The organism is Bacillus sp. FSL W8-0102 (assembly GCF_038007225.1).
GTDB lineage: Bacteria > Bacillota > Bacilli > Bacillales > DSM-4216 > Bacillus_O > Bacillus_O smithii.
The window spans coordinates 287,615-306,150 of sequence record NZ_JBBOWT010000001.1; the positions used below are offsets into that span (position 1 = coordinate 287,615).

12 protein-coding genes, 8 tRNA genes, 3 rRNA genes and 1 pseudogene are annotated in these 18,536 nt (G+C 42.7%); 21 read left to right on the top strand and 3 right to left on the bottom strand.

The window, feature by feature from the left end; genetic code table 11:
* Positions 1-377 precede the first annotated feature (377 nt).
* The 14 genes from N1I87_RS01470 (at position 378) to rrf (ending at position 8,452) form a co-directional block, all read left to right on the top strand.
* A complete protein-coding gene (locus N1I87_RS01470; protein ID WP_341100352.1) occupies positions 378-860 on the top strand; it encodes a DUF2975 domain-containing protein in 483 nt (160 codons plus the stop codon).
* Positions 861-870: 10 nt separating this feature from the next.
* Complete coding sequence (locus N1I87_RS01475; RefSeq protein WP_003354823.1) at positions 871-1,092, top strand: helix-turn-helix domain-containing protein; 222 nt, start codon at positions 871-873, stop codon at positions 1,090-1,092.
* 106 nt (positions 1,093-1,198) lie between these two features.
* The gene (locus N1I87_RS01480) at positions 1,199-1,963 is read left to right on the top strand and encodes a DUF817 domain-containing protein (RefSeq protein WP_341100353.1); all 765 of its coding nucleotides are present in this window, start codon (positions 1,199-1,201) and stop codon (positions 1,961-1,963) included.
* 411 nt (positions 1,964-2,374) lie between these two features.
* A tRNA-Gly gene (locus N1I87_RS01485) sits at positions 2,375-2,448 on the top strand.
* Between the two features lie 11 nt (positions 2,449-2,459).
* Positions 2,460-2,533: transfer RNA gene (locus N1I87_RS01490), tRNA-Ile, on the top strand.
* 88 nt (positions 2,534-2,621) lie between these two features.
* Positions 2,622-2,713, top strand: a tRNA-Ser gene (locus N1I87_RS01495).
* A gap of 11 nt (positions 2,714-2,724) precedes the next feature.
* Positions 2,725-2,796 (top strand) — tRNA-Glu (locus N1I87_RS01500).
* Between the two features lie 8 nt (positions 2,797-2,804).
* Positions 2,805-2,880: transfer RNA gene (locus N1I87_RS01505), tRNA-Val, on the top strand.
* A gap of 68 nt (positions 2,881-2,948) precedes the next feature.
* Positions 2,949-3,020: transfer RNA gene (locus N1I87_RS01510), tRNA-Gly, on the top strand.
* Positions 3,021-3,096: 76 nt separating this feature from the next.
* Positions 3,097-3,173 (top strand) — tRNA-Arg (locus N1I87_RS01515).
* Positions 3,174-3,267: 94 nt separating this feature from the next.
* Positions 3,268-3,343 (top strand) — tRNA-Asp (locus N1I87_RS01520).
* Between the two features lie 292 nt (positions 3,344-3,635).
* Positions 3,636-5,190: ribosomal RNA gene (locus N1I87_RS01525) — 16S ribosomal RNA — on the top strand.
* A 135-nt stretch (positions 5,191-5,325) separates the two neighbouring features.
* A 23S ribosomal RNA gene (locus tag N1I87_RS01530) occupies positions 5,326-8,258 on the top strand.
* 78 nt (positions 8,259-8,336) lie between these two features.
* Positions 8,337-8,452, top strand: a 5S ribosomal RNA gene (gene rrf, locus N1I87_RS01535).
* Together the 16S, 23S and 5S rRNA genes with 8 tRNA genes alongside form the textbook arrangement of a ribosomal RNA operon.
* 100 nt (positions 8,453-8,552) lie before the next feature.
* Here rrf and N1I87_RS17975 read toward each other — a convergent pair.
* Positions 8,553-8,831 (bottom strand): annotated as a pseudogene (locus tag N1I87_RS17975) (barstar family protein); the annotation flags it as partial.
* Between the two features lie 12 nt (positions 8,832-8,843).
* Entirely contained in the window at positions 8,844-9,029 is a 186-nt protein-coding gene (locus tag N1I87_RS01540; protein ID WP_341100354.1) for a hypothetical protein, read from the bottom strand.
* Between the two features lie 375 nt (positions 9,030-9,404).
* On the opposite strand from N1I87_RS01540, the gene N1I87_RS01545 reads away from it, so the two are divergent.
* The 7 genes from N1I87_RS01545 to N1I87_RS01575 all read left to right on the top strand — a co-directional run bounded on the left by N1I87_RS01545 (position 9,405) and on the right by N1I87_RS01575 (position 17,420).
* On the top strand, positions 9,405-10,199 hold the full coding sequence (locus N1I87_RS01545; protein ID WP_340397269.1) for an HAD family hydrolase: 795 nt from the start codon (positions 9,405-9,407) through the stop codon (positions 10,197-10,199).
* A gap of 879 nt (positions 10,200-11,078) precedes the next feature.
* Entirely contained in the window at positions 11,079-12,254 is a 1,176-nt protein-coding gene (locus tag N1I87_RS01550) for an ABC transporter substrate-binding protein (protein ID WP_341027869.1), read from the top strand.
* An 80-nt stretch (positions 12,255-12,334) separates the two neighbouring features.
* The gene (locus N1I87_RS01555) at positions 12,335-13,213 is read left to right on the top strand and encodes a branched-chain amino acid ABC transporter permease (RefSeq protein WP_003353169.1); all 879 of its coding nucleotides are present in this window, start codon (positions 12,335-12,337) and stop codon (positions 13,211-13,213) included.
* Positions 13,214-13,222: 9 nt separating this feature from the next.
* Positions 13,223-14,194, top strand: coding sequence for a branched-chain amino acid ABC transporter permease (locus N1I87_RS01560; RefSeq protein ID WP_270584708.1), 972 nt, complete (start codon positions 13,223-13,225; stop codon positions 14,192-14,194).
* Positions 14,169-14,948, top strand: coding sequence for an ABC transporter ATP-binding protein (locus N1I87_RS01565; protein WP_048622497.1), 780 nt, complete (start codon positions 14,169-14,171; stop codon positions 14,946-14,948). The genes N1I87_RS01560 and N1I87_RS01565 overlap by 26 nt, the downstream gene beginning before the upstream one ends.
* The gene (locus tag N1I87_RS01570; protein ID WP_003353163.1) at positions 14,949-15,656 is read left to right on the top strand and encodes an ABC transporter ATP-binding protein; all 708 of its coding nucleotides are present in this window, start codon (positions 14,949-14,951) and stop codon (positions 15,654-15,656) included.
* 948 nt (positions 15,657-16,604) lie between these two features.
* On the top strand, positions 16,605-17,420 hold the full coding sequence (locus tag N1I87_RS01575) for a lipid II flippase Amj family protein (RefSeq protein WP_327805195.1): 816 nt from the start codon (positions 16,605-16,607) through the stop codon (positions 17,418-17,420).
* A gap of 478 nt (positions 17,421-17,898) precedes the next feature.
* Here the strand turns inward: N1I87_RS01575 and N1I87_RS01580 are convergent, their stop codons facing one another.
* Entirely contained in the window at positions 17,899-18,435 is a 537-nt protein-coding gene (locus tag N1I87_RS01580) for a YceI family protein (RefSeq protein WP_003353157.1), read from the bottom strand.
* Positions 18,436-18,536: the final 101 nt, after the last annotated feature.

Genomic DNA, 18,536 nt, shown 5'->3' on the forward strand with positions numbered 1-18,536 from the left:
AGAAAAGGACCATTTGTTGAGTAATAAAAAAGTTGTTTAAATTATAAAAATGTCATTTAAAAAATAAAAAAGTCGTTTAGTTGAATAGCGTACCAGTTATTTTAAAGGAAAATACTATAATTAACGGGATGTTGCACAATAAGCCCAATATACTTCTTTTGATGTTTTTGTGTTTGATATTCTAATTTTAAGAAGCATCTCTGTGAAATCAGAGATGCTTCTATAATTATATGAGAATCAATGGTAAGGTTTTCCCGACTTCAAGTTTTTGTTCAAGTTTAACAACAAATTTTTATCAATATTTAATAAATTTTTATTGCGAAACGATAAATAACGTATTAAAATTTATTCAAAAATAAATAAGTGAGGTGCTTTTTATGAAACAAAGATCAACATTGTTTTTAAAAATAGCTGTTTTTATTATCGGAACTCCAGTTCTTGCTTTATGTATATTTGGGTTGCCTATGTTAGCTAAAGAAGCAGCAGAAAGTAATTCGGAGTTTGCTTATGTACTATATGGCTTTTTAATCGTTATGTATGTATCGGCGATACCATTTTTCTTCGCTCTGTATCAGGCTTTTAAACTTTTAAGTTATATTGACAAGAAAAAAGCTTTCTCGGAATTATCCGTAAAGGCTTTAAAGAATATAAAATACTGTGCGGTCATAATCAGTATCTCGTATGTGCCGGGTTTGCCATTCTTCTATATCGTTGCGAAGTTAGAAGACGCCCCAGGTATCATGCTAATCGGATTGGGCATTATTTTTGCTTCAACGATTATTGCAGTCTTTGCTGCTGTTCTTCAAAGGCTTTTACAAGAAGCCATCGATATAAAATCAGAAAATGATTTAACGATCTGAGGTGAATAATATGGCAATTATCATCAATATTGATGTGATGCTGGCTAAAAGGAAAATGAGCGTCACAGAACTTTCGGAGAGGGTTGGAATCACGATGGCTAATCTTTCTATATTGAAAAATGGAAAGGCAAAAGCGATTCGATTATCAACTTTAGATGCGATTTGTAAGGCTTTAGAATGTCAGCCTGGAGATATCTTAGAATACCGAAGTGATGAAGACATCCAAGATTAATAAAGTAGGAAACATTGAAAGGAAAAGAAAGTTATCGGCGGTGAGCTAGCTACTATACTAAGCAGGACTTGCATATATTCAGAAAAAACTTTGGAGGAACAAATCATTGAGAGCACTAAAACAACTCGTTCGTTTTGGTTGGAAGCAGGCCCTATCATGTTTGTTTCCTGTCGTTATTTTTGCCTCTTTGGCTTTTACAAAAATCATGCCACTTCCCTTCCTACCACGGTATGACTGGCTGCTTATCATCTGTCTTCTGATGCAGTGGTGGATGGTGCGTTCTGGGCTTGAAACACGGGATGAACTAAAGGTTATCACATTGTTCCACCTTATTGGACTTACTCTTGAAATTTTCAAGGTACATATGGGCTCCTGGTCTTATCCAGAGGAAGGATATTTCAAAATTTTTGGAGTGCCTTTGTATAGTGGATTTATGTACGCAAGTGTAGCGAGTTATCTTTGCCAGGCGTGGAGGAGGCTTAAGGTTGAACTGGTTAAGTGGCCACCGTTTTTGGTAGTTGTACCTCTTGCAGCTGCGATTTATTTGAATTTTTTCACCCACCATTATTGGATTGACGTTCGTTGGTGGTTATCTGGACTTGTAATTATCGTCTTTTGGCAATCATGGGTCACATACGAGGTTGATGGAACTCGTTACCGTATGCCACTCACACTTTCTTTTGTGCTTATCGGATTTTTTATATGGATAGCCGAAAATATCGCAACGTTCTTTGGAGCTTGGGAATATCCAAACCAAACCGATGCATGGAGTCTCGTTCATCTAGGAAAGGTGAGTTCATGGCTCTTATTAGTGATTGTTAGCTTTCTTATAGTAGCGACGTTAAAGCAGGCTAAGGGAAAATTCAACTAGGAGAAACTAGTAATAGTCAATTTTTATAACTGTTAAGAACCCTTTTTTAAAAAGTTGGAACCTTAGCATGGTAAGGAATTCGACTTTTTTAGGTTGAAGTTCTCCTAGCGTACAAAATTCTGAATAAGATAAATTGGAAAAAGCAACGTTGAATTGTTACTTTTTTCTCTAAAAATAGCTTTTGATCATTCTGCTGGAATGCATTTATTAGGGGGGGTTGTGAAAATATTCACTTAAAACTTTAGCGTCCTAAATCAGAATGGGGTTTTGTGTGTTTGAGGTTATAAAATTAAATAACTTTATTGTAATCTTACACCATATCTATGGAAAAAGAATTTCAAAAAAACTATTTACAAAAATAAAATACAATACTATAATAATTCATGTCTTTTTGATAAGCATTTTAATAAAGCGGGTGTAGTTTAGTGGTAAAACCACAGCCTTCCAAGCTGTTGTCGTGGGTTCGATTCCCATCACCCGCTCCAAAAAATAGTTCGGGCCTATAGCTCAGCTGGTTAGAGCGCACGCCTGATAAGCGTGAGGTCGATGGTTCAAGTCCATTTAGGCCCATTCTTCATATTGTATACTGATGCTCAGTAAAATGAATGGATTCGCAATCGGCAGTTGACATAAACAAGCAATGGTCTGTGAAGAGTGGGGAGAGCTGTCCGAGTGGTCGAAGGAGCACGATTGGAAATCGTGTAGACGGTCAACGCCGTCTCAAGGGTTCGAATCCCTTGCTCTCCGCCATGAAATATTTTGGCCCGTTGGTCAAGTGGTTAAGACACCGCCCTTTCACGGCGGTAACACGGGTTCGAATCCCGTACGGGTCATCCTCAATGGAGGTTTAGCTCAGCTGGGAGAGCACTTGCCTTACAAGCAAGGGGTCGGCGGTTCGATCCCGTCAACCTCCACCATCACCATGTAACTTTTTCGAAGTGTAGTGGACATCTGAATTTGGTTTTCATGCCTTTTATAAGGTCATGCGGAAGTAGTTCAGTGGTAGAACACCACCTTGCCAAGGTGGGGGTCGCGGGTTCGAGTCCCGTCTTCCGCTCTTTTTTTATGTCGGTAAGGGAATGAAGAATTGAAACTGATCATGATCATACTTTGAGCCTTTTTTCGATATACTTGCGCCCATAGCTCAATTGGATAGAGCGTCTGACTACGGATCAGAAGGTTAGGGGTTCGACTCCTCTTGGGCGCGCCATGAAATGGTCAGTTTTAAGAACTCTTCTAGAACCGTTATGTTCAGAAACTTGAATAATAAGTCTTTCTTTTTGGTTTCAGAAACTTTTTTTCAAGGTCCCGTAGTGTAGCGGTTATCACGCCTGCCTGTCACGCAGGAGATCGCGGGTTCGATTCCCGTCGGGACCGCCATGAAATCAAAAGAGGTCGGTAAAGGAAAAAACCGATAAAGCATTTTTTCTCAGAGAACATTTTCCCTTGCATTTCTTTTGTGTTGGGTGTATAAATAAATAGCTGACTTAAAAGAGATGATCAAAACAACTTTTAATAAAAAAGTTGTTGACACAAATGCAAGAAGGTAATATAATATAAAACGTCGCTTTTGATAATGCGATTTTGATAGATTCAAAAGTTGGATCCTTGAAAACTGAACAAAACGAAGCGTAAACCAATGTTTCAATCGAAACAAGCCAAGTCAAATTTCTTTTTGGAGAGTTTGATCCTGGCTCAGGACGAACGCTGGCGGCGTGCCTAATACATGCAAGTCGAGCGGACTTTCAAGAAGCTTGCTTTTTGAAAGTTAGCGGCGGACGGGTGAGTAACACGTGGGCAACCTGCCTGCAAGACGGGGATAACTCCGGGAAACCGGGGCTAATACCGGATAATATCTTCCTTCGCATGAAGGAAGGTTGAAAGGCGGCGCAAGCTGCCGCTTGCAGATGGGCCCGCGGCGCATTAGCTAGTTGGTGAGGTAACGGCTCACCAAGGCGACGATGCGTAGCCGACCTGAGAGGGTGATCGGCCACACTGGGACTGAGACACGGCCCAGACTCCTACGGGAGGCAGCAGTAGGGAATCTTCCGCAATGGACGAAAGTCTGACGGAGCAACGCCGCGTGAGCGAAGAAGGTCTTCGGATCGTAAAGCTCTGTTGTCAGGGAAGAACAAGTACCGTTCGAACAGGGCGGTACCTTGACGGTACCTGACCAGAAAGCCACGGCTAACTACGTGCCAGCAGCCGCGGTAATACGTAGGTGGCAAGCGTTGTCCGGAATTATTGGGCGTAAAGCGCGCGCAGGCGGTCTCTTAAGTCTGATGTGAAAGCCCACGGCTCAACCGTGGAGGGTCATTGGAAACTGGGAGACTTGAGTGCAGAAGAGGAGAGCGGAATTCCACGTGTAGCGGTGAAATGCGTAGAGATGTGGAGGAACACCAGTGGCGAAGGCGGCTCTCTGGTCTGTAACTGACGCTGAGGCGCGAAAGCGTGGGGAGCGAACAGGATTAGATACCCTGGTAGTCCACGCCGTAAACGATGAGTGCTAAGTGTTAGAGGGCTTCCACCCTTTAGTGCTGCAGCTAACGCATTAAGCACTCCGCCTGGGGAGTACGGCCGCAAGGCTGAAACTCAAAGGAATTGACGGGGGCCCGCACAAGCGGTGGAGCATGTGGTTTAATTCGAAGCAACGCGAAGAACCTTACCAGGTCTTGACATCCTTCGCTACCTCTAGAGATAGAGGGTTCCCCTTCGGGGGACGGAGTGACAGGTGGTGCATGGTTGTCGTCAGCTCGTGTCGTGAGATGTTGGGTTAAGTCCCGCAACGAGCGCAACCCTTGACCTTAGTTGCCAGCATTCAGTTGGGCACTCTAAGGTGACTGCCGGTGACAAACCGGAGGAAGGTGGGGATGACGTCAAATCATCATGCCCCTTATGACCTGGGCTACACACGTGCTACAATGGATGGTACAAAGGGTCGCGAAACCGCGAGGTGGAGCCAATCCCAAAAAACCATTCTCAGTTCGGATTGCAGGCTGCAACTCGCCTGCATGAAGCCGGAATCGCTAGTAATCGCGGATCAGCATGCCGCGGTGAATACGTTCCCGGGCCTTGTACACACCGCCCGTCACACCACGAGAGTTTGCAACACCCGAAGTCGGTGAGGTAACCCTTACGGGAGCCAGCCGCCGAAGGTGGGGCAGATGATTGGGGTGAAGTCGTAACAAGGTAGCCGTATCGGAAGGTGCGGCTGGATCACCTCCTTTCTAAGGATATATGAATGAGCGCTTTCGTTTTGTTCAGTTTTGAAGGATTTCATCCTTCCAAGTTGTTCCTTGAAAACTAGATAGAAGAAAGAAGCAGCATAAACCGAGTATCGCCATCTAGGATAAAACCAACATGGTTAAGTTAGAAAGGGCGCACGGTGGATGCCTTGGCACTAGGAGCCGATGAAGGACGGGACTAACTCCGAAAAGCTCCGGGGAGCTGTACGTAAGCGTTGATCCGGAGATTTCCGAATGGGGAAACCCGCTGCCCGTAATGGGGCAGCATCCTTGCCTGAATCCATAGGGTAAGGAAGGCAACCCGGGGAACTGAAACATCTAAGTACCCGGAGGAAGAGAAAGCAACAGCGATTCCCTGAGTAGCGGCGAGCGAAACGGGAACAGCCCAAACCAGAAGGCTTGCCTTCTGGGGTTGTAGGACACCAATTGTGGAGTTACAAAGGAACGAGGTAGACGAAGAGGTCTGGAAAGGCCCGTCAGAGAAGGTAACAACCCTGTAGTCGAAACTTCGTTCCCTCCCTGGTGGATCCTGAGTACGGCGGGACACGAGGAATCCCGTCGGAAGCTGGGAGGACCATCTCCCAAGGCTAAATACTCCCTAGTGACCGATAGTGAACCAGTACCGTGAGGGAAAGGTGAAAAGCACCCCGGGAGGGGAGTGAAAGAGAACCTGAAACCGTGTGCCTACAAGTAGTCAGAGCCCGTTTACGGGTGATGGCGTGCCTTTTGTAGAATGAACCGGCGAGTTGCGATCTCATGCGAGGTTAAGTCGAAAAGACGGAGCCGCAGCGAAAGCGAGTCTGAACAGGGCGCATGAGTATGGGGTCGCAGACCCGAAACCAGGTGATCTACCCATGTCCAGGGTGAAGGTGAGGTAACACTTACTGGAGGCCCGAACCCACGCACGTTGAAAAGTGCGGGGATGAGGTGTGGGTAGGGGTGAAATTCCAATCGAACTTGGAGATAGCTGGTTCTCTCCGAAATAGCTTTAGGGCTAGCCTCAAGGGAAGAGTCTTGGAGGTAGAGCACTGTTTGGACTAGGGGCCCTCATCGGGTTACCGAATTCAGACAAACTCCGAATGCCAGTGACTTATCCTTGGGAGTCAGACTGCGAGTGATAAGATCCGTGGTCAAAAGGGAAACAGCCCAGACCGCCAGCTAAGGTCCCAAAGTATACGTTAAGTGGAAAAGGATGTGGAATTGCTTAGACAACCAGGATGTTGGCTTAGAAGCAGCCACCATTCAAAGAGTGCGTAATAGCTCACTGGTCGAGTGATTCTGCGCCGAAAATGTACCGGGGCTAAACGTATCACCGAAGCTGCGGGTGGACACCTTCGGGTGTCCGCGGTAGGAGAGCGTTCTAAGGGCAGAGAAGCCGGACCGGAAGGACCGGTGGAGCGCTTAGAAGTGAGAATGCCGGTATGAGTAGCGAAAGAAGGGTGAGAATCCCTTCCACCGAATGCCTAAGGTTTCCTGAGGAAGGCTCGTCCTCTCAGGGTTAGTCGGGACCTAAGCCGAGGCCGACAGGCGTAGGCGATGGACAACAGGTTGATATTCCTGTACCACCTCTTTTCCGTTTGAGCGATGGGGGGACGCAGGAGGATAGGGTAAGCGCACTGTTGGATGTGCGTCCAAGCAGTGAGAGGGGCAGCGAGGCAAATCCCGTTGCCACTAACCTCAAGCTGTGACGGCGAGGGAAATATAGTACCGAAGTTCCTGATTCCACACTGCCAAGAAAAGCCTCTAGCGAGGAAAAAGGTGCCCGTACCGCAAACCGACACAGGTAGGCGAGGAGAGAATCCTAAGGTGTGCGAGAGAACTCTCGTTAAGGAACTCGGCAAAATGACCCCGTAACTTCGGGAGAAGGGGTGCTTTTTGGGGTGCATAGCCCCGAGAAGCCGCAGTGAATAGGCCCAGGCGACTGTTTAGCAAAAACACAGGTCTCTGCGAAGCCGTAAGGCGAAGTATAGGGGCTGACGCCTGCCCGGTGCTGGAAGGTTAAGGGGAGCGCTTAAAGCTTTGCTTGAAGGTGCGAACCGAAGCCCCAGTAAACGGCGGCCGTAACTATAACGGTCCTAAGGTAGCGAAATTCCTTGTCAGGTAAGTTCTGACCCGCACGAAAGGCGTAACGATCTGGGCACTGTCTCAACGAGAGACTCGGTGAAATTATAGTACCTGTGAAGATGCAGGTTACCCGCGACAGGACGGAAAGACCCCGTGGAGCTTTACTGCAGCCTGATATTGAATTTTGGTACAGCTTGTACAGGATAGGTAGGAGCCTTGGAAACCGGAGCGCCAGCTTCGGTGGAGGCGCCGGTGGGATACTACCCTGGCTGTACTGAAATTCTAACCCGCACCCCTGATCGGGGTGGGAGACAGTGTCAGGTGGGCAGTTTGACTGGGGCGGTCGCCTCCTAAAAGGTAACGGAGGCGCCCAAAGGTTCCCTCAGAATGGTTGGAAATCATTCGCAGAGTGCAAAGGCAGAAGGGAGCTTGACTGCGAGACCTACAAGTCGAGCAGGGACGAAAGTCGGGCTTAGTGATCCGGTGGTTCCGTATGGAAGGGCCATCGCTCAACGGATAAAAGCTACCCCGGGGATAACAGGCTTATCTCCCCCAAGAGTCCACATCGACGGGGAGGTTTGGCACCTCGATGTCGGCTCATCGCATCCTGGGGCTGTAGTCGGTCCCAAGGGTTGGGCTGTTCGCCCATTAAAGCGGTACGCGAGCTGGGTTCAGAACGTCGTGAGACAGTTCGGTCCCTATCCGTCGCGGGCGCAGGAAATTTGAGAGGAGCTGTCCTTAGTACGAGAGGACCGGGATGGACGCACCGCTGGTGTACCAGTTGTCTCGCCAGAGGCATCGCTGGGTAGCTATGTGCGGAAGGGATAAGTGCTGAAAGCATCTAAGCATGAAGCCCCCCTCAAGATGAGATTTCCCATTTCTTCGGAAAGTAAGATCCCTGAAAGATGATCAGGTAGATAGGTCCGAGGTGGAAGCGTGGTGACACGTGGAGCTGACGGATACTAATCGATCGAGGACTTAACCAAATGAAAGAGCGAGATCGGTGTAATACTGCTTCTTCTATCTAGTTTTGAAGGAACAATCGTTCCAACAACTTCATACCGTCTGGTGGCGATGGCGAAGAGGTCACACCCGTTCCCATCCCGAACACGGAAGTTAAGCTCTTCAGCGCCGATGGTAGTGAGGGGATTCCCCTTGCGAGAGTAGGACGCTGCCAGGCAAATGAAAAAGTCCGAGATCCAATTAGATCTCGGACTTTTTCATTTGTTAAATTTTTATGTTGATAGCTCACAGAATAAGACTGTATGGATTGACAAAGCTTATAATCCTCTATTTTGATCCAGCCATTCTTTATTGTTCCATTCAGCAGACATCCCGCCCAAATTTGGAAAGCCTATTTTGGCATCATTTGATTGCACGAAAGCAATAAGTTTTATGTCTTCAAGTAGAAATCTCCAAGAATTGTTTTGAATGATATCCAAAATGTCATAAGCCGCTTTTGGATCTCTTTTGGAGAATATATCATAGTTTTTGAATACTAAAACAAAACCTATTCCATCCGGAACCACATCTGATAAACAATCGTCAAAGGCATTTAAGTTTTTACCATATTAATTTGAAAAGTGGAGGACAGATGCCAAATCTTTATGGTAGTTTCGAGAATTCCATTTTGAACAATCAAAAATGTAAATTTCAAATCCTTCTTGAGAGATATCTGCTATAAACTGATATAGAATTTCGTCTTTCCAAAATAGCTTTACACAGCCGTTTAAAAGAAGTTGTTTCCATAACTCCATGTTTGCGCCTCTCTTCATTTTACAATTTGACCAAATTCCCATGAATGATAAGAAACATACCATCGAAGAATCTCATCAATCCATACAGTTTTCAAGATATTTTCGATTTGTAGACCATTAAACCTTTAATCTTCTATTCTTTTTTACTTCAACATTTTTCAAACTTAATTATAAAACAGCGGGTACTAAGAGGTCTTTTATTTATAAAATAAATTTAAAAAAACAGAAAATATAGTAGGAAATAAAGCAGTTTTTGTCGAAAAAAAGAAATATATGACCAATGTTTTCATCGGTTCAATTGGCGAGAGGTAAGTTATAGTGGAAAAAACTTATTGATTTTGGCACAAAGAAAAGTTCAAGGAGAGCTATGAAATAATGAAAAAAGCTATTTTTTTTGATTTGGATGATACTTTATTAAACGATCGTAAGAGCATACAGCGTGCGTTTGATGTGACATGTGGGGAACTGGCAGAAAAATATGGATTGGATTCTGCCGAACTGGAAGCGAATGTCCGTGATTGTGCAAGAAAAATATATTCCACTTATCCATTCTTCGAGTTTACCCAAAAAATTGGCATCAACCCATTTGAAGGATTATGGGGGAGATTTACGGATGTCCACCATTGGAAGTTTCGGGAGATGGGAATGCTTATTTCAGACTATCAATTGAAAGCGTGGAAAGAGGGCCTTCAGCTTTCCGGTGTTCCGGAAGAGGAGGCGGAAGGGGCGAAAAAAAGGTTTCAAGAAGTTCGACGTTCTACATCGTTTGTGTTTGACGATACTTATGAAGTTTTGGAGCAATTAAAAACAAGAGGTTTTCGGTTGCTACTGTTGACGAACGGCTCGCCTTCCCTGCAGCTGGAAAAGCTGGCGATGGAAAAGCGTTTGATTCCATACTTTGAACATATCGTGATTTCCGGCAACTTCGGTTTTGGCAAACCGGATCCTCGTTTATTTCAACATGCTCTCCGCTTAATGGAGATTTCAGCAAAAGAAGCCATTATGGTGGGGGATAATGTGAGTACTGATATTTTAGGGGCCAATAACGCCGGAATCGATTCGATCTGGATTGATCACGGAGACGGCAAAAAAATGGAGGGAGCAAAACCAACCTATCGTGCAGAGCGATTGAAAGACGTTTTGGATACGACCGTTCTTCTTCCTCGATAAGATCATGATCGTTTGCTATGGCTGATATTTGTGCAATTCTTAATCGATCGATGTCTTTTCATCGGAAAGCAACAATAGCATCGTTTTGTTCCGTCAGAACATGTAGACCTGATTTTATTCATTAAAATAAGATTCCCTCTAAAGTAGACGCAAAAACAAGAGTGACCTGCCTGTTATGGGTGGTTGCTAACTGAGATCTGCTTTAGAGGGTTTTTATTAAGTAGATCTATTTTGTGAAAACCGGCAAAATCGTTCTTATGTGTGAAAAGAATGACAGTGGTTTTCTCAAATATGAGGACTGAATAGCCATTGCTTTTATAGAGTGCAAATCGAGCGTTGAGTGAACATCTTATAATTCAACGCCTCCTAGTTTCATTATTTACTGCATGACCCTTTAGGACTACTTTCTCTTAGATTTTTCCGTTTTCCATTTCACAAACGTCTTTGCTTAATAGTCTATTACTATATATAAGCAAGGCTGACCCTATACTAGAAAAATACAGACATGAATATTTAAGAAAATTATTGCTCTTTAATAACCATTCGTACAGAATGATGAGCAAGTTTTTTGTGCGAGTGATCATGATAATTTATTAAGATGGACCTAGGTAAAAAGAGATGATAATTTTCCGAATAATAGAAGAAAAACTAGAATAACACTTGGAAATCAATATATTTCGATTGGGTAAAGAGTATTTTTATTCATACAAAAATCATAAAAATATAAAAGAATGACTAGACGAAAAGGAAAGAATAATATACAATATTTTCAGAATATTAATATATATCAAATAATTGTAATATTTTATTAGTATAAGAAGGAGGTCTGCGTCGTTCATTCATTTGTTAGGAAAGAAATAAAAAAATGGGGGAATTTTTATGAAGAAAAAATTTTCTAGTATTACGCTGACTTTATTATTCTCAACCGTACTCATGGCAGGGTGCGGAGCCAGCAGCACCACCGGCGGAAGCGCATCGAACGGCAAAACGATCAAGGTGGGCGCCGATCTCGAACTGTCGGGGAATGTGGCATCGTATGGGCAATCCATTGCTGAGGGATTTGCTCTCGCATTAGATGATATTAATAAAAAAGGAATTGATGGGAAGAAAATTGAATTAATCAAAGCGGATAATAAATCTGATGCGGCTGAAGCTACGAGCACCGCCATTAAGCTGGTGAGCCAAGATAAAGTAGCGGTCCTTGTAGGTTCTGCAACAAGTACCAATACGCTTGCACAAGTACAAGTGGCGCAAGATAACAAGATTCCTTTAATTACGCCGACAGCCACGAATCCGGAAGTGACTGTAAAGGGTGGAAAGCTGAATGACTATGTGTTTCGGACTTGTTTTATCGACCCATTTCAAGGGACGGTCGCAGCGAATTTTGCAGCCGATCAACTGAAAGTGAAAAAAGCGGCGATTCTCATTGACAGCTCGAGTGATTATGCAAAAGGGTTGGCAAGTGCTTTTGAAAAATCCTTTAAGAAAACGGGCGGGAAAATCGTTTCAAAAGAAGCGTATGTAGCAAAAGATACAGATTTTCATGCTACATTAACAAGAATCAAAGGCGAAAATCCACAGTTTATTTACTTGCCGGGCTACTATGAAGAAGTAGGGCTGATTGTAAAACAGGCTCGTGAAATTGGTTTAAACGTTCCGATTATGGGCGGAGACGGTTGGGATTCACCAAAACTGGTGAAAATTGCCGGGCCAAAGGCATTGAATAATACTTATATTACGAATCACTATTCTTCCGGAGATCCGGATCAAAAAATTCAGAAATTTGTGAAAAAATTTAAAGCAAAATATAATGGAGATTCTCCAGATGCCTTTAATGCGCTTGGCTATGATACGGCTTACCTGTTGGCAGATGCAATAAAAAGGGCGGGAAGCACAGATCCGGAGAAAATCAAAAAAGCACTGGAAGACACAAAGAATCTTGAACTGGTGTCAGGCACCTTGACTTTTGACAAAGATCATAATCCGATTAAATCCGCCTCTATCTTAGAATATAAGGATGGTAAGCAAGTATTTAAAACAAAAGTGAATCCATAATCTTGAAGAAAGGGGGGATCTTTCCCCCTATTTTGAATTTTCAAAGGGATTAAGCCACAAGGATGGGAGGAGCATGCATAATGGAATTCGTTCAACAATTAGTAAACGGAATATCGCTCGGCAGCATCTATGCTTTACTTGCTCTCGGATATACCATGGTTTATGGAATCGTGAAATTGATTAATTTTGCGCATGGTGATGTTTTTATGGTAGGAGCCTTTATCGGATTTTACTCCGTCACCGTGTTTCATTTCGGTTTTTTCCCGGCTTTGCTGTTGGCGATGGCGGTTTGCGCAGTGTTTGGCGTGCTCATTGAACGCATTGCCTATAAGCCATTGCGCAATGCTACGAGAATTGCCGCGCTGATCACAGCGATTGGAGTTTCTTTGTTTATTGAATATGGCACGATCTATTTGCACGGAGCACAGCCGGAGGCATATCCAAGCAATGTTCTTCCCGAAAAAAATATCAACATTTTCGGGGTTACGATCAATAGCCAATCGCTGTTGATCCTTTTTACCTCCATTGTATTAATGATCGTTCTTCAGTTTATCGTACATCGAACAAAGGTAGGAAAGGCCATGCGGGCCGTTTCCTATGATGCGGAAGCTGCACGATTAATGGGAATCAGCGTAGACCGCACCATATCGGCCACTTTTGCCATCGGTTCTGCTTTAGCAGGCGCTGCCGGAGTTATTTTTGGAATTTACTATACCAAAATTGATCCACTCATGGGAATTATCCCAGGACTGAAAGCTTTCGTCGCAGCCGTATTGGGGGGTATAGGGATTATTCCGGGAGCCATGGTGGGAGGTTTGCTTCTCGGTGTCATTGAATCGTTGGTCAGTGCAATGGGCTTTTCATTATGGCGCGATGGGGCGGCATTTATCGTTTTGATTCTGCTGTTAATTTTTCGACCGTCCGGCTTGTTTGGAAAAAATGTAAGAGAAAAAGTGTAGGAGGAAAAAATGATGACGATCAGACATACAAAAGGCTTTTGGCTTTCCATCATATTGGCGCTCGCAGCATTTGCAGTGGTTCAATTTCTTATTACCGGGCAAATTCTTAATTCCTTCTATTTAAACACACTATTTTTAATTGGCATCAATATCATATTGGCGGTCAGTCTTCACCTTATTATTGGTATTACAGGACAATTTTCGATTGGCCATGCCGGGTTTTTAGCGGTGGGGGCATATGCATCGGCGATTATGACAATGAAGTTTCAATTGCCTTTTTCGGCAGCCCTTTTGATAGGCGGAGTGGCAGCAGCTGTGGCAGGATTGATCATCGGGATTCCGACGCTTCGCTTAAAAGGAGACTATTTGGCCATTGCCACACTGGGATTTGGAGAGATATTGCGGATTGCATTATTGAATATTGATTATGTCGGGGGAGCAAGCGGGATGCAAGTCTCTCATTTTACCACGTGGCCATGGGTATTTGCCTGTACGCTGATTGCTATTGTAGTGATAGCCAATTTTACGAATTCCAGACATGGACGAGCATGTATTTCCGTCCGTGAAAATGAAATCGCTGCTGATGCGATGGGGATTAATACTACTTTTTATAAAGTGGTGGCATTTGTGATAGGGGCGTTTTTTGCCGGGGTGGCCGGAGGTTTATATTCCCACAATTTTTACATCATTCAGCCGACTAACTTCGGATTTTTAAAGTCTTTTGATATCTTGATTTTTGTTGTATTAGGTGGATTAGGGAGCATGTCTGGAGCGGTTATTTCAGCGATCTTGCTGACGATTATTTCCACGTTTCTTCAAGATTATCCGGAAACCCGCATGGTGATATATAGTCTTGTTTTGATTCTCATGATGTTGTTCCGCCCTCAAGGACTGATGGGGACAAAAGAACTGGCGACATTTTTCAAGAAACGTGCAGCTGAAGGGGGAACGAACCATGACAACAAACAAACCGTTGCTTAAAGTGGAGAATGTCGGAATTCGATTTGGCGGCTTAAAAGCTGTGGCCGAGGCCAATATGGAAATTTATAAAGGGGAGCTTGTCGGGCTAATCGGACCAAACGGAGCCGGCAAAACTACTTTTTTTAACCTTTTAACCGGCGTATATGTACCGACGGAAGGAAATCTTTTGTTTAACGGTGAACGGTTAAATGGAATGGCGCCTTTTAAAATTACACGAAAAGGCATCAGCCGCACTTTCCAAAACATTCGACTGTTTCAGGACCTTTCTGTTCTTGACAATGTGAAAGTGGCTTATCACTCTTCAGCGAAAAACTCTATTATCAGCTCCATTTTTCGCCTTCCTTCCCATTTTAAGAATGAAAAGGAAATAGAAGAAAAATCGCTGGACATTCTAAAGCTTTTCAAACTGGAAGGTTATGTACACGAAAAGGCAAAAAACTTGCCATACGGACAGCAGCGGCGTTTGGAAATTGCGAGAGCTCTCGCAGCGAATCCAAAGCTTTTATTGCTTGATGAGCCGGCAGCCGGAATGAATCCGCAGGAAACTCATGATTTAATGAATTTGATTGCGTTTATCCGCGATCAGTTTGAATTGACGATCTTGTTGATTGAACATGATATGAATTTAGTCATGGGTGTTTGCGAACGGATTTACGTCCTCGACCACGGACAGCTGATTGCCCAGGGAACACCGGAGGAAATTCGAAACAATCCGAAAGTCATTGAAGCCTATCTGGGCGAGGAGGTATCGTAAATGCTGAAAATAGAAGATATTCATGTTTATTATGGAAATATTCATGCTTTAAAGGGTGTGTCTTTGGATATTCATCAAGGCGAAATTGTGACGCTGATAGGAGCGAATGGCGCTGGAAAGAGTACACTGTTAAAAACGATTTCCGGATTGCTAAAGCCGAAATCAGGAAAAATAGAGTACGAGAATCAATCTATTATGGGAAAACCGGCTCAAGCAATCGTTAAGATGGGGATTTCTCACGTTCCGGAAGGACGTCGAATTTTTGCGAATATGTCTGTTCAAGAAAATTTGGAATTAGGAGCTTTTTTGAGGAAGGATAAAGATGAGATTCGCAAAGATTACGAAAAAGTTTTTCAGTTGTTTCCGCGGCTGCAGGAACGTTGGAAGCAGCAGGCGGGAACTTTATCGGGCGGAGAGCAGCAAATGCTAGCCATGGGCCGAGCATTGATGGCTCGTCCGAAACTGCTGCTGCTGGATGAACCTTCCATGGGATTAGCGCCTCTTTTAGTGAAAACCATTTTCCGAATTATTCAGGAAATCAATGAAACTGGTACAACCATTTTGCTGGTGGAGCAAAATGCCAATATGGCTCTGTCAGTAGCCGATCGAGCTTACGTGATTGAAACAGGGAAAGTCGTCCTGTCCGGAACTCCGGAAGAACTGAACGAAAGCGATCAAATCAAACATGCTTATTTAGGAGGGCAATAATGGACAAAAGTTCTGATTAAAAAACTTTCGTCTGAACAAGGCGGAAGTTTTTTAATCATTTCAATGGTTTCTGCTAATGTTATAGAAAAAAATGGTGAATGTGGAGTGTTGTATTTCATGAAAGATTTGTCTCTCATTGGAAAAATAAGTATTGTATCAGGAATTTTTTTGCTTCGTATGGCCTTTTATTATTCATAAAAGATATGAAAGAAAAGTCAACATTAATAAATTTTCTCGATTCAAGCGGATTTATTGCTCTTGGTATATCTATATTTTTATCAGCATTCTTTTACAAGAAACGAAAATAAAAGTCGAAGTGCAAAACGGATTATGGAGGGATTTATGGGACGTAAAACGAAAAGAACTTTGGAAATTTTAAATATACTAAGATGATTAGAGGGTATTATGTTCAGTTTAAGGACATATATCCTCTTTTTTCATACATAATAGATATATCGATTTTGGATGAAAATTTAAAATAATTAGTTTTTTAGGAAAGGGCATAGCCCACAGCGGGAGGCGTAGCGAAGTCTTTCGACCGATTGTAAATAAGTAAGGCTTTTTTAGAGAATAACAGCAAGAGATAATGTATTAGTGGTGAAGTGGGATTTCCTTTGATTCCTGTCGTGGAGTATCTGAACTATTTAAATACAACAGGGAAACGCAGTAATACAGTAAAAACTAAACCGTTATGCTTTAAAGCAATATTTTATGTATTTACGGGAGAAAAAGAAAGATTACAGGGAGATTCGTTTAAGAAAACTTGATGGAGTTTGTCCCATGGTTGAGGAATCCATATGAGAGTGCAAGGGCCAATCCCCTGCAACTTGTTAAAGCAAAAAACAGACAAGACGATTCATCTAATGAAGAAATTCAAAATGATATGGTCGGTAAGTTGATGAAACATTGTTTACGGTTAGAATAATTTTATTTATGAGGGGGATTTTTATGGAACTAATTACAAGTAAAGTAATGATCATCTCTTCATTTTTATTAGTTATCACAATGATTGAAACTTTGGCCTATTCAACGAGGATTTCAGGGGCAAGAGTAAAGTTAATCGCAACTGCAATATCTTTGTTTAGTACATTAGTGGTCGTTTCAAGATTATCTACAACCATTCAACAACCTTTAACAGCAAAACTTATTGCAGAAGCTCCAGATATAAATAGATTACATTTTATAGAGGAGCAGTATAGAATTTTAATGGGATTAACTTCAATTGGAGTTTTACTGGGAATTTTTCTTTTTCCGACATTTATCAACGTCTTCTCAAGAGCGATCGTTCAATTGTCAAATGAACGAGGTTCGATGATCACTTTATTTTTTAAGTTCTTTAATATAGAAGGTTTTAAAAAAGTTTTGAAATGTTTTAGATTGCCGAGATTTACCTACCTAAAAGGGATTACCTTAAAAACAATACCTAAACGTCTTTTTGTGATAAATATCATTATTTCTGCTATATTTACAACTGGTGTACTCTCTTCCATATATGCTTCATTGTTAGTTCCGAAAGATTATGCACAGGCTGCATTAATGTCATCTGGGATTATAAATGGAATAGCGACCATTTTGTTAACTTTGTTTATTGATCCAAAAGCTTCTGTATTAGCAGATAGAGTAATGAAAAATCAAATTGATTATATTTATTTAAAAAGTTACACTTTGACAATGGTTAGTTCAAAATTTTTAGGCACAATCGTGGCTCAATTTTTGTTTATTCCCGCTGCCTACTATGTCGCTTGGTTTGCCAAGTGGATTTAATGAAGAGGTTATTCCACTAAGAGGGCGTTCATTTAAAAAAAGGACATTACATTTTAGCCATATAAAATATGTAATGTCCTTTTATTTATCTTTTTAACATTATTTCCGAAAGAAGTCTCCCACTTCAAGCGTGTGAAGGGCGATAGCCCAACGATAAGTGGGGAGATGAATTTCGGTTGGCGATAGCCAACTAATAGGATAGAATATAGCTAGAACGGACACCTTCGGAACGAAGGGAAGCGTAAAGGGTTCTTGTGTGTGGCTTACCGTTCAGCGAACACGCACAAGTCGCTTGAAGCCCCCGCCTCTAAGCGAAGCGTAGGTGGTGGGTAGTTCACAATTTGTTCTTGATAAAAATCTTAATGTCCTTATTTATTGGCCTGATAAAGGTCTAAGATAGGAGTAGAAAAGAACCACGATCTAACGTGATGATGTAAAAGCCCGAAGGAGGCGTATGGCCCCCATTCGGGCTTTTCTTTTAATCTTCTTTTGCAGCTTCAATGTAGATGGCTACTTTAACGTCATCGCCGACAAGAACACCGCCGGTTTCGAGCGGAGCATTCCAAGTCAGGTTGTAGTCGCTGCGTTTAATCACGCCATTAGCGGAAAATCCTGCTTTTTCTTTACCGCTCATAGGATCTTTCGCCAAGCCTTCAAACACTACTGTAAATGTTTCTGGGCGAGTGACGCCATGAAAATTGACATCTCCCGTTACTTCATACTCTCCATCGCCTTTTTTGTGAATGTTTGTAGTGCGAAATGTCAATGTTGGGTATTTTTCGATGTCAAAGAAATCAGCGGACTTTAAATGTTGATCACGGTCACTGTTGCGAGTGTCAATGCTGGCTAAATCGATTTCTACTTGAATCTTTGCCGTTGTTAAATCGGTTGGATCCGCTTCAATGGAAGCATTGAAGTTTTTAAATGCGCCCCTTACTCTCGATATCATCATATGTCTGACAGAAAAATCAATGTTACTATGGGCCGGGTCCACGATCCATCTGGAAATGGTCATTTTGATTCCTCCAATTCACCAATATTATTACTAAAAGTAAGTTAGTGTTAATAAATAATATAATGCGATAATTAAAGTATAAGAGTGATAGTAACAATTGT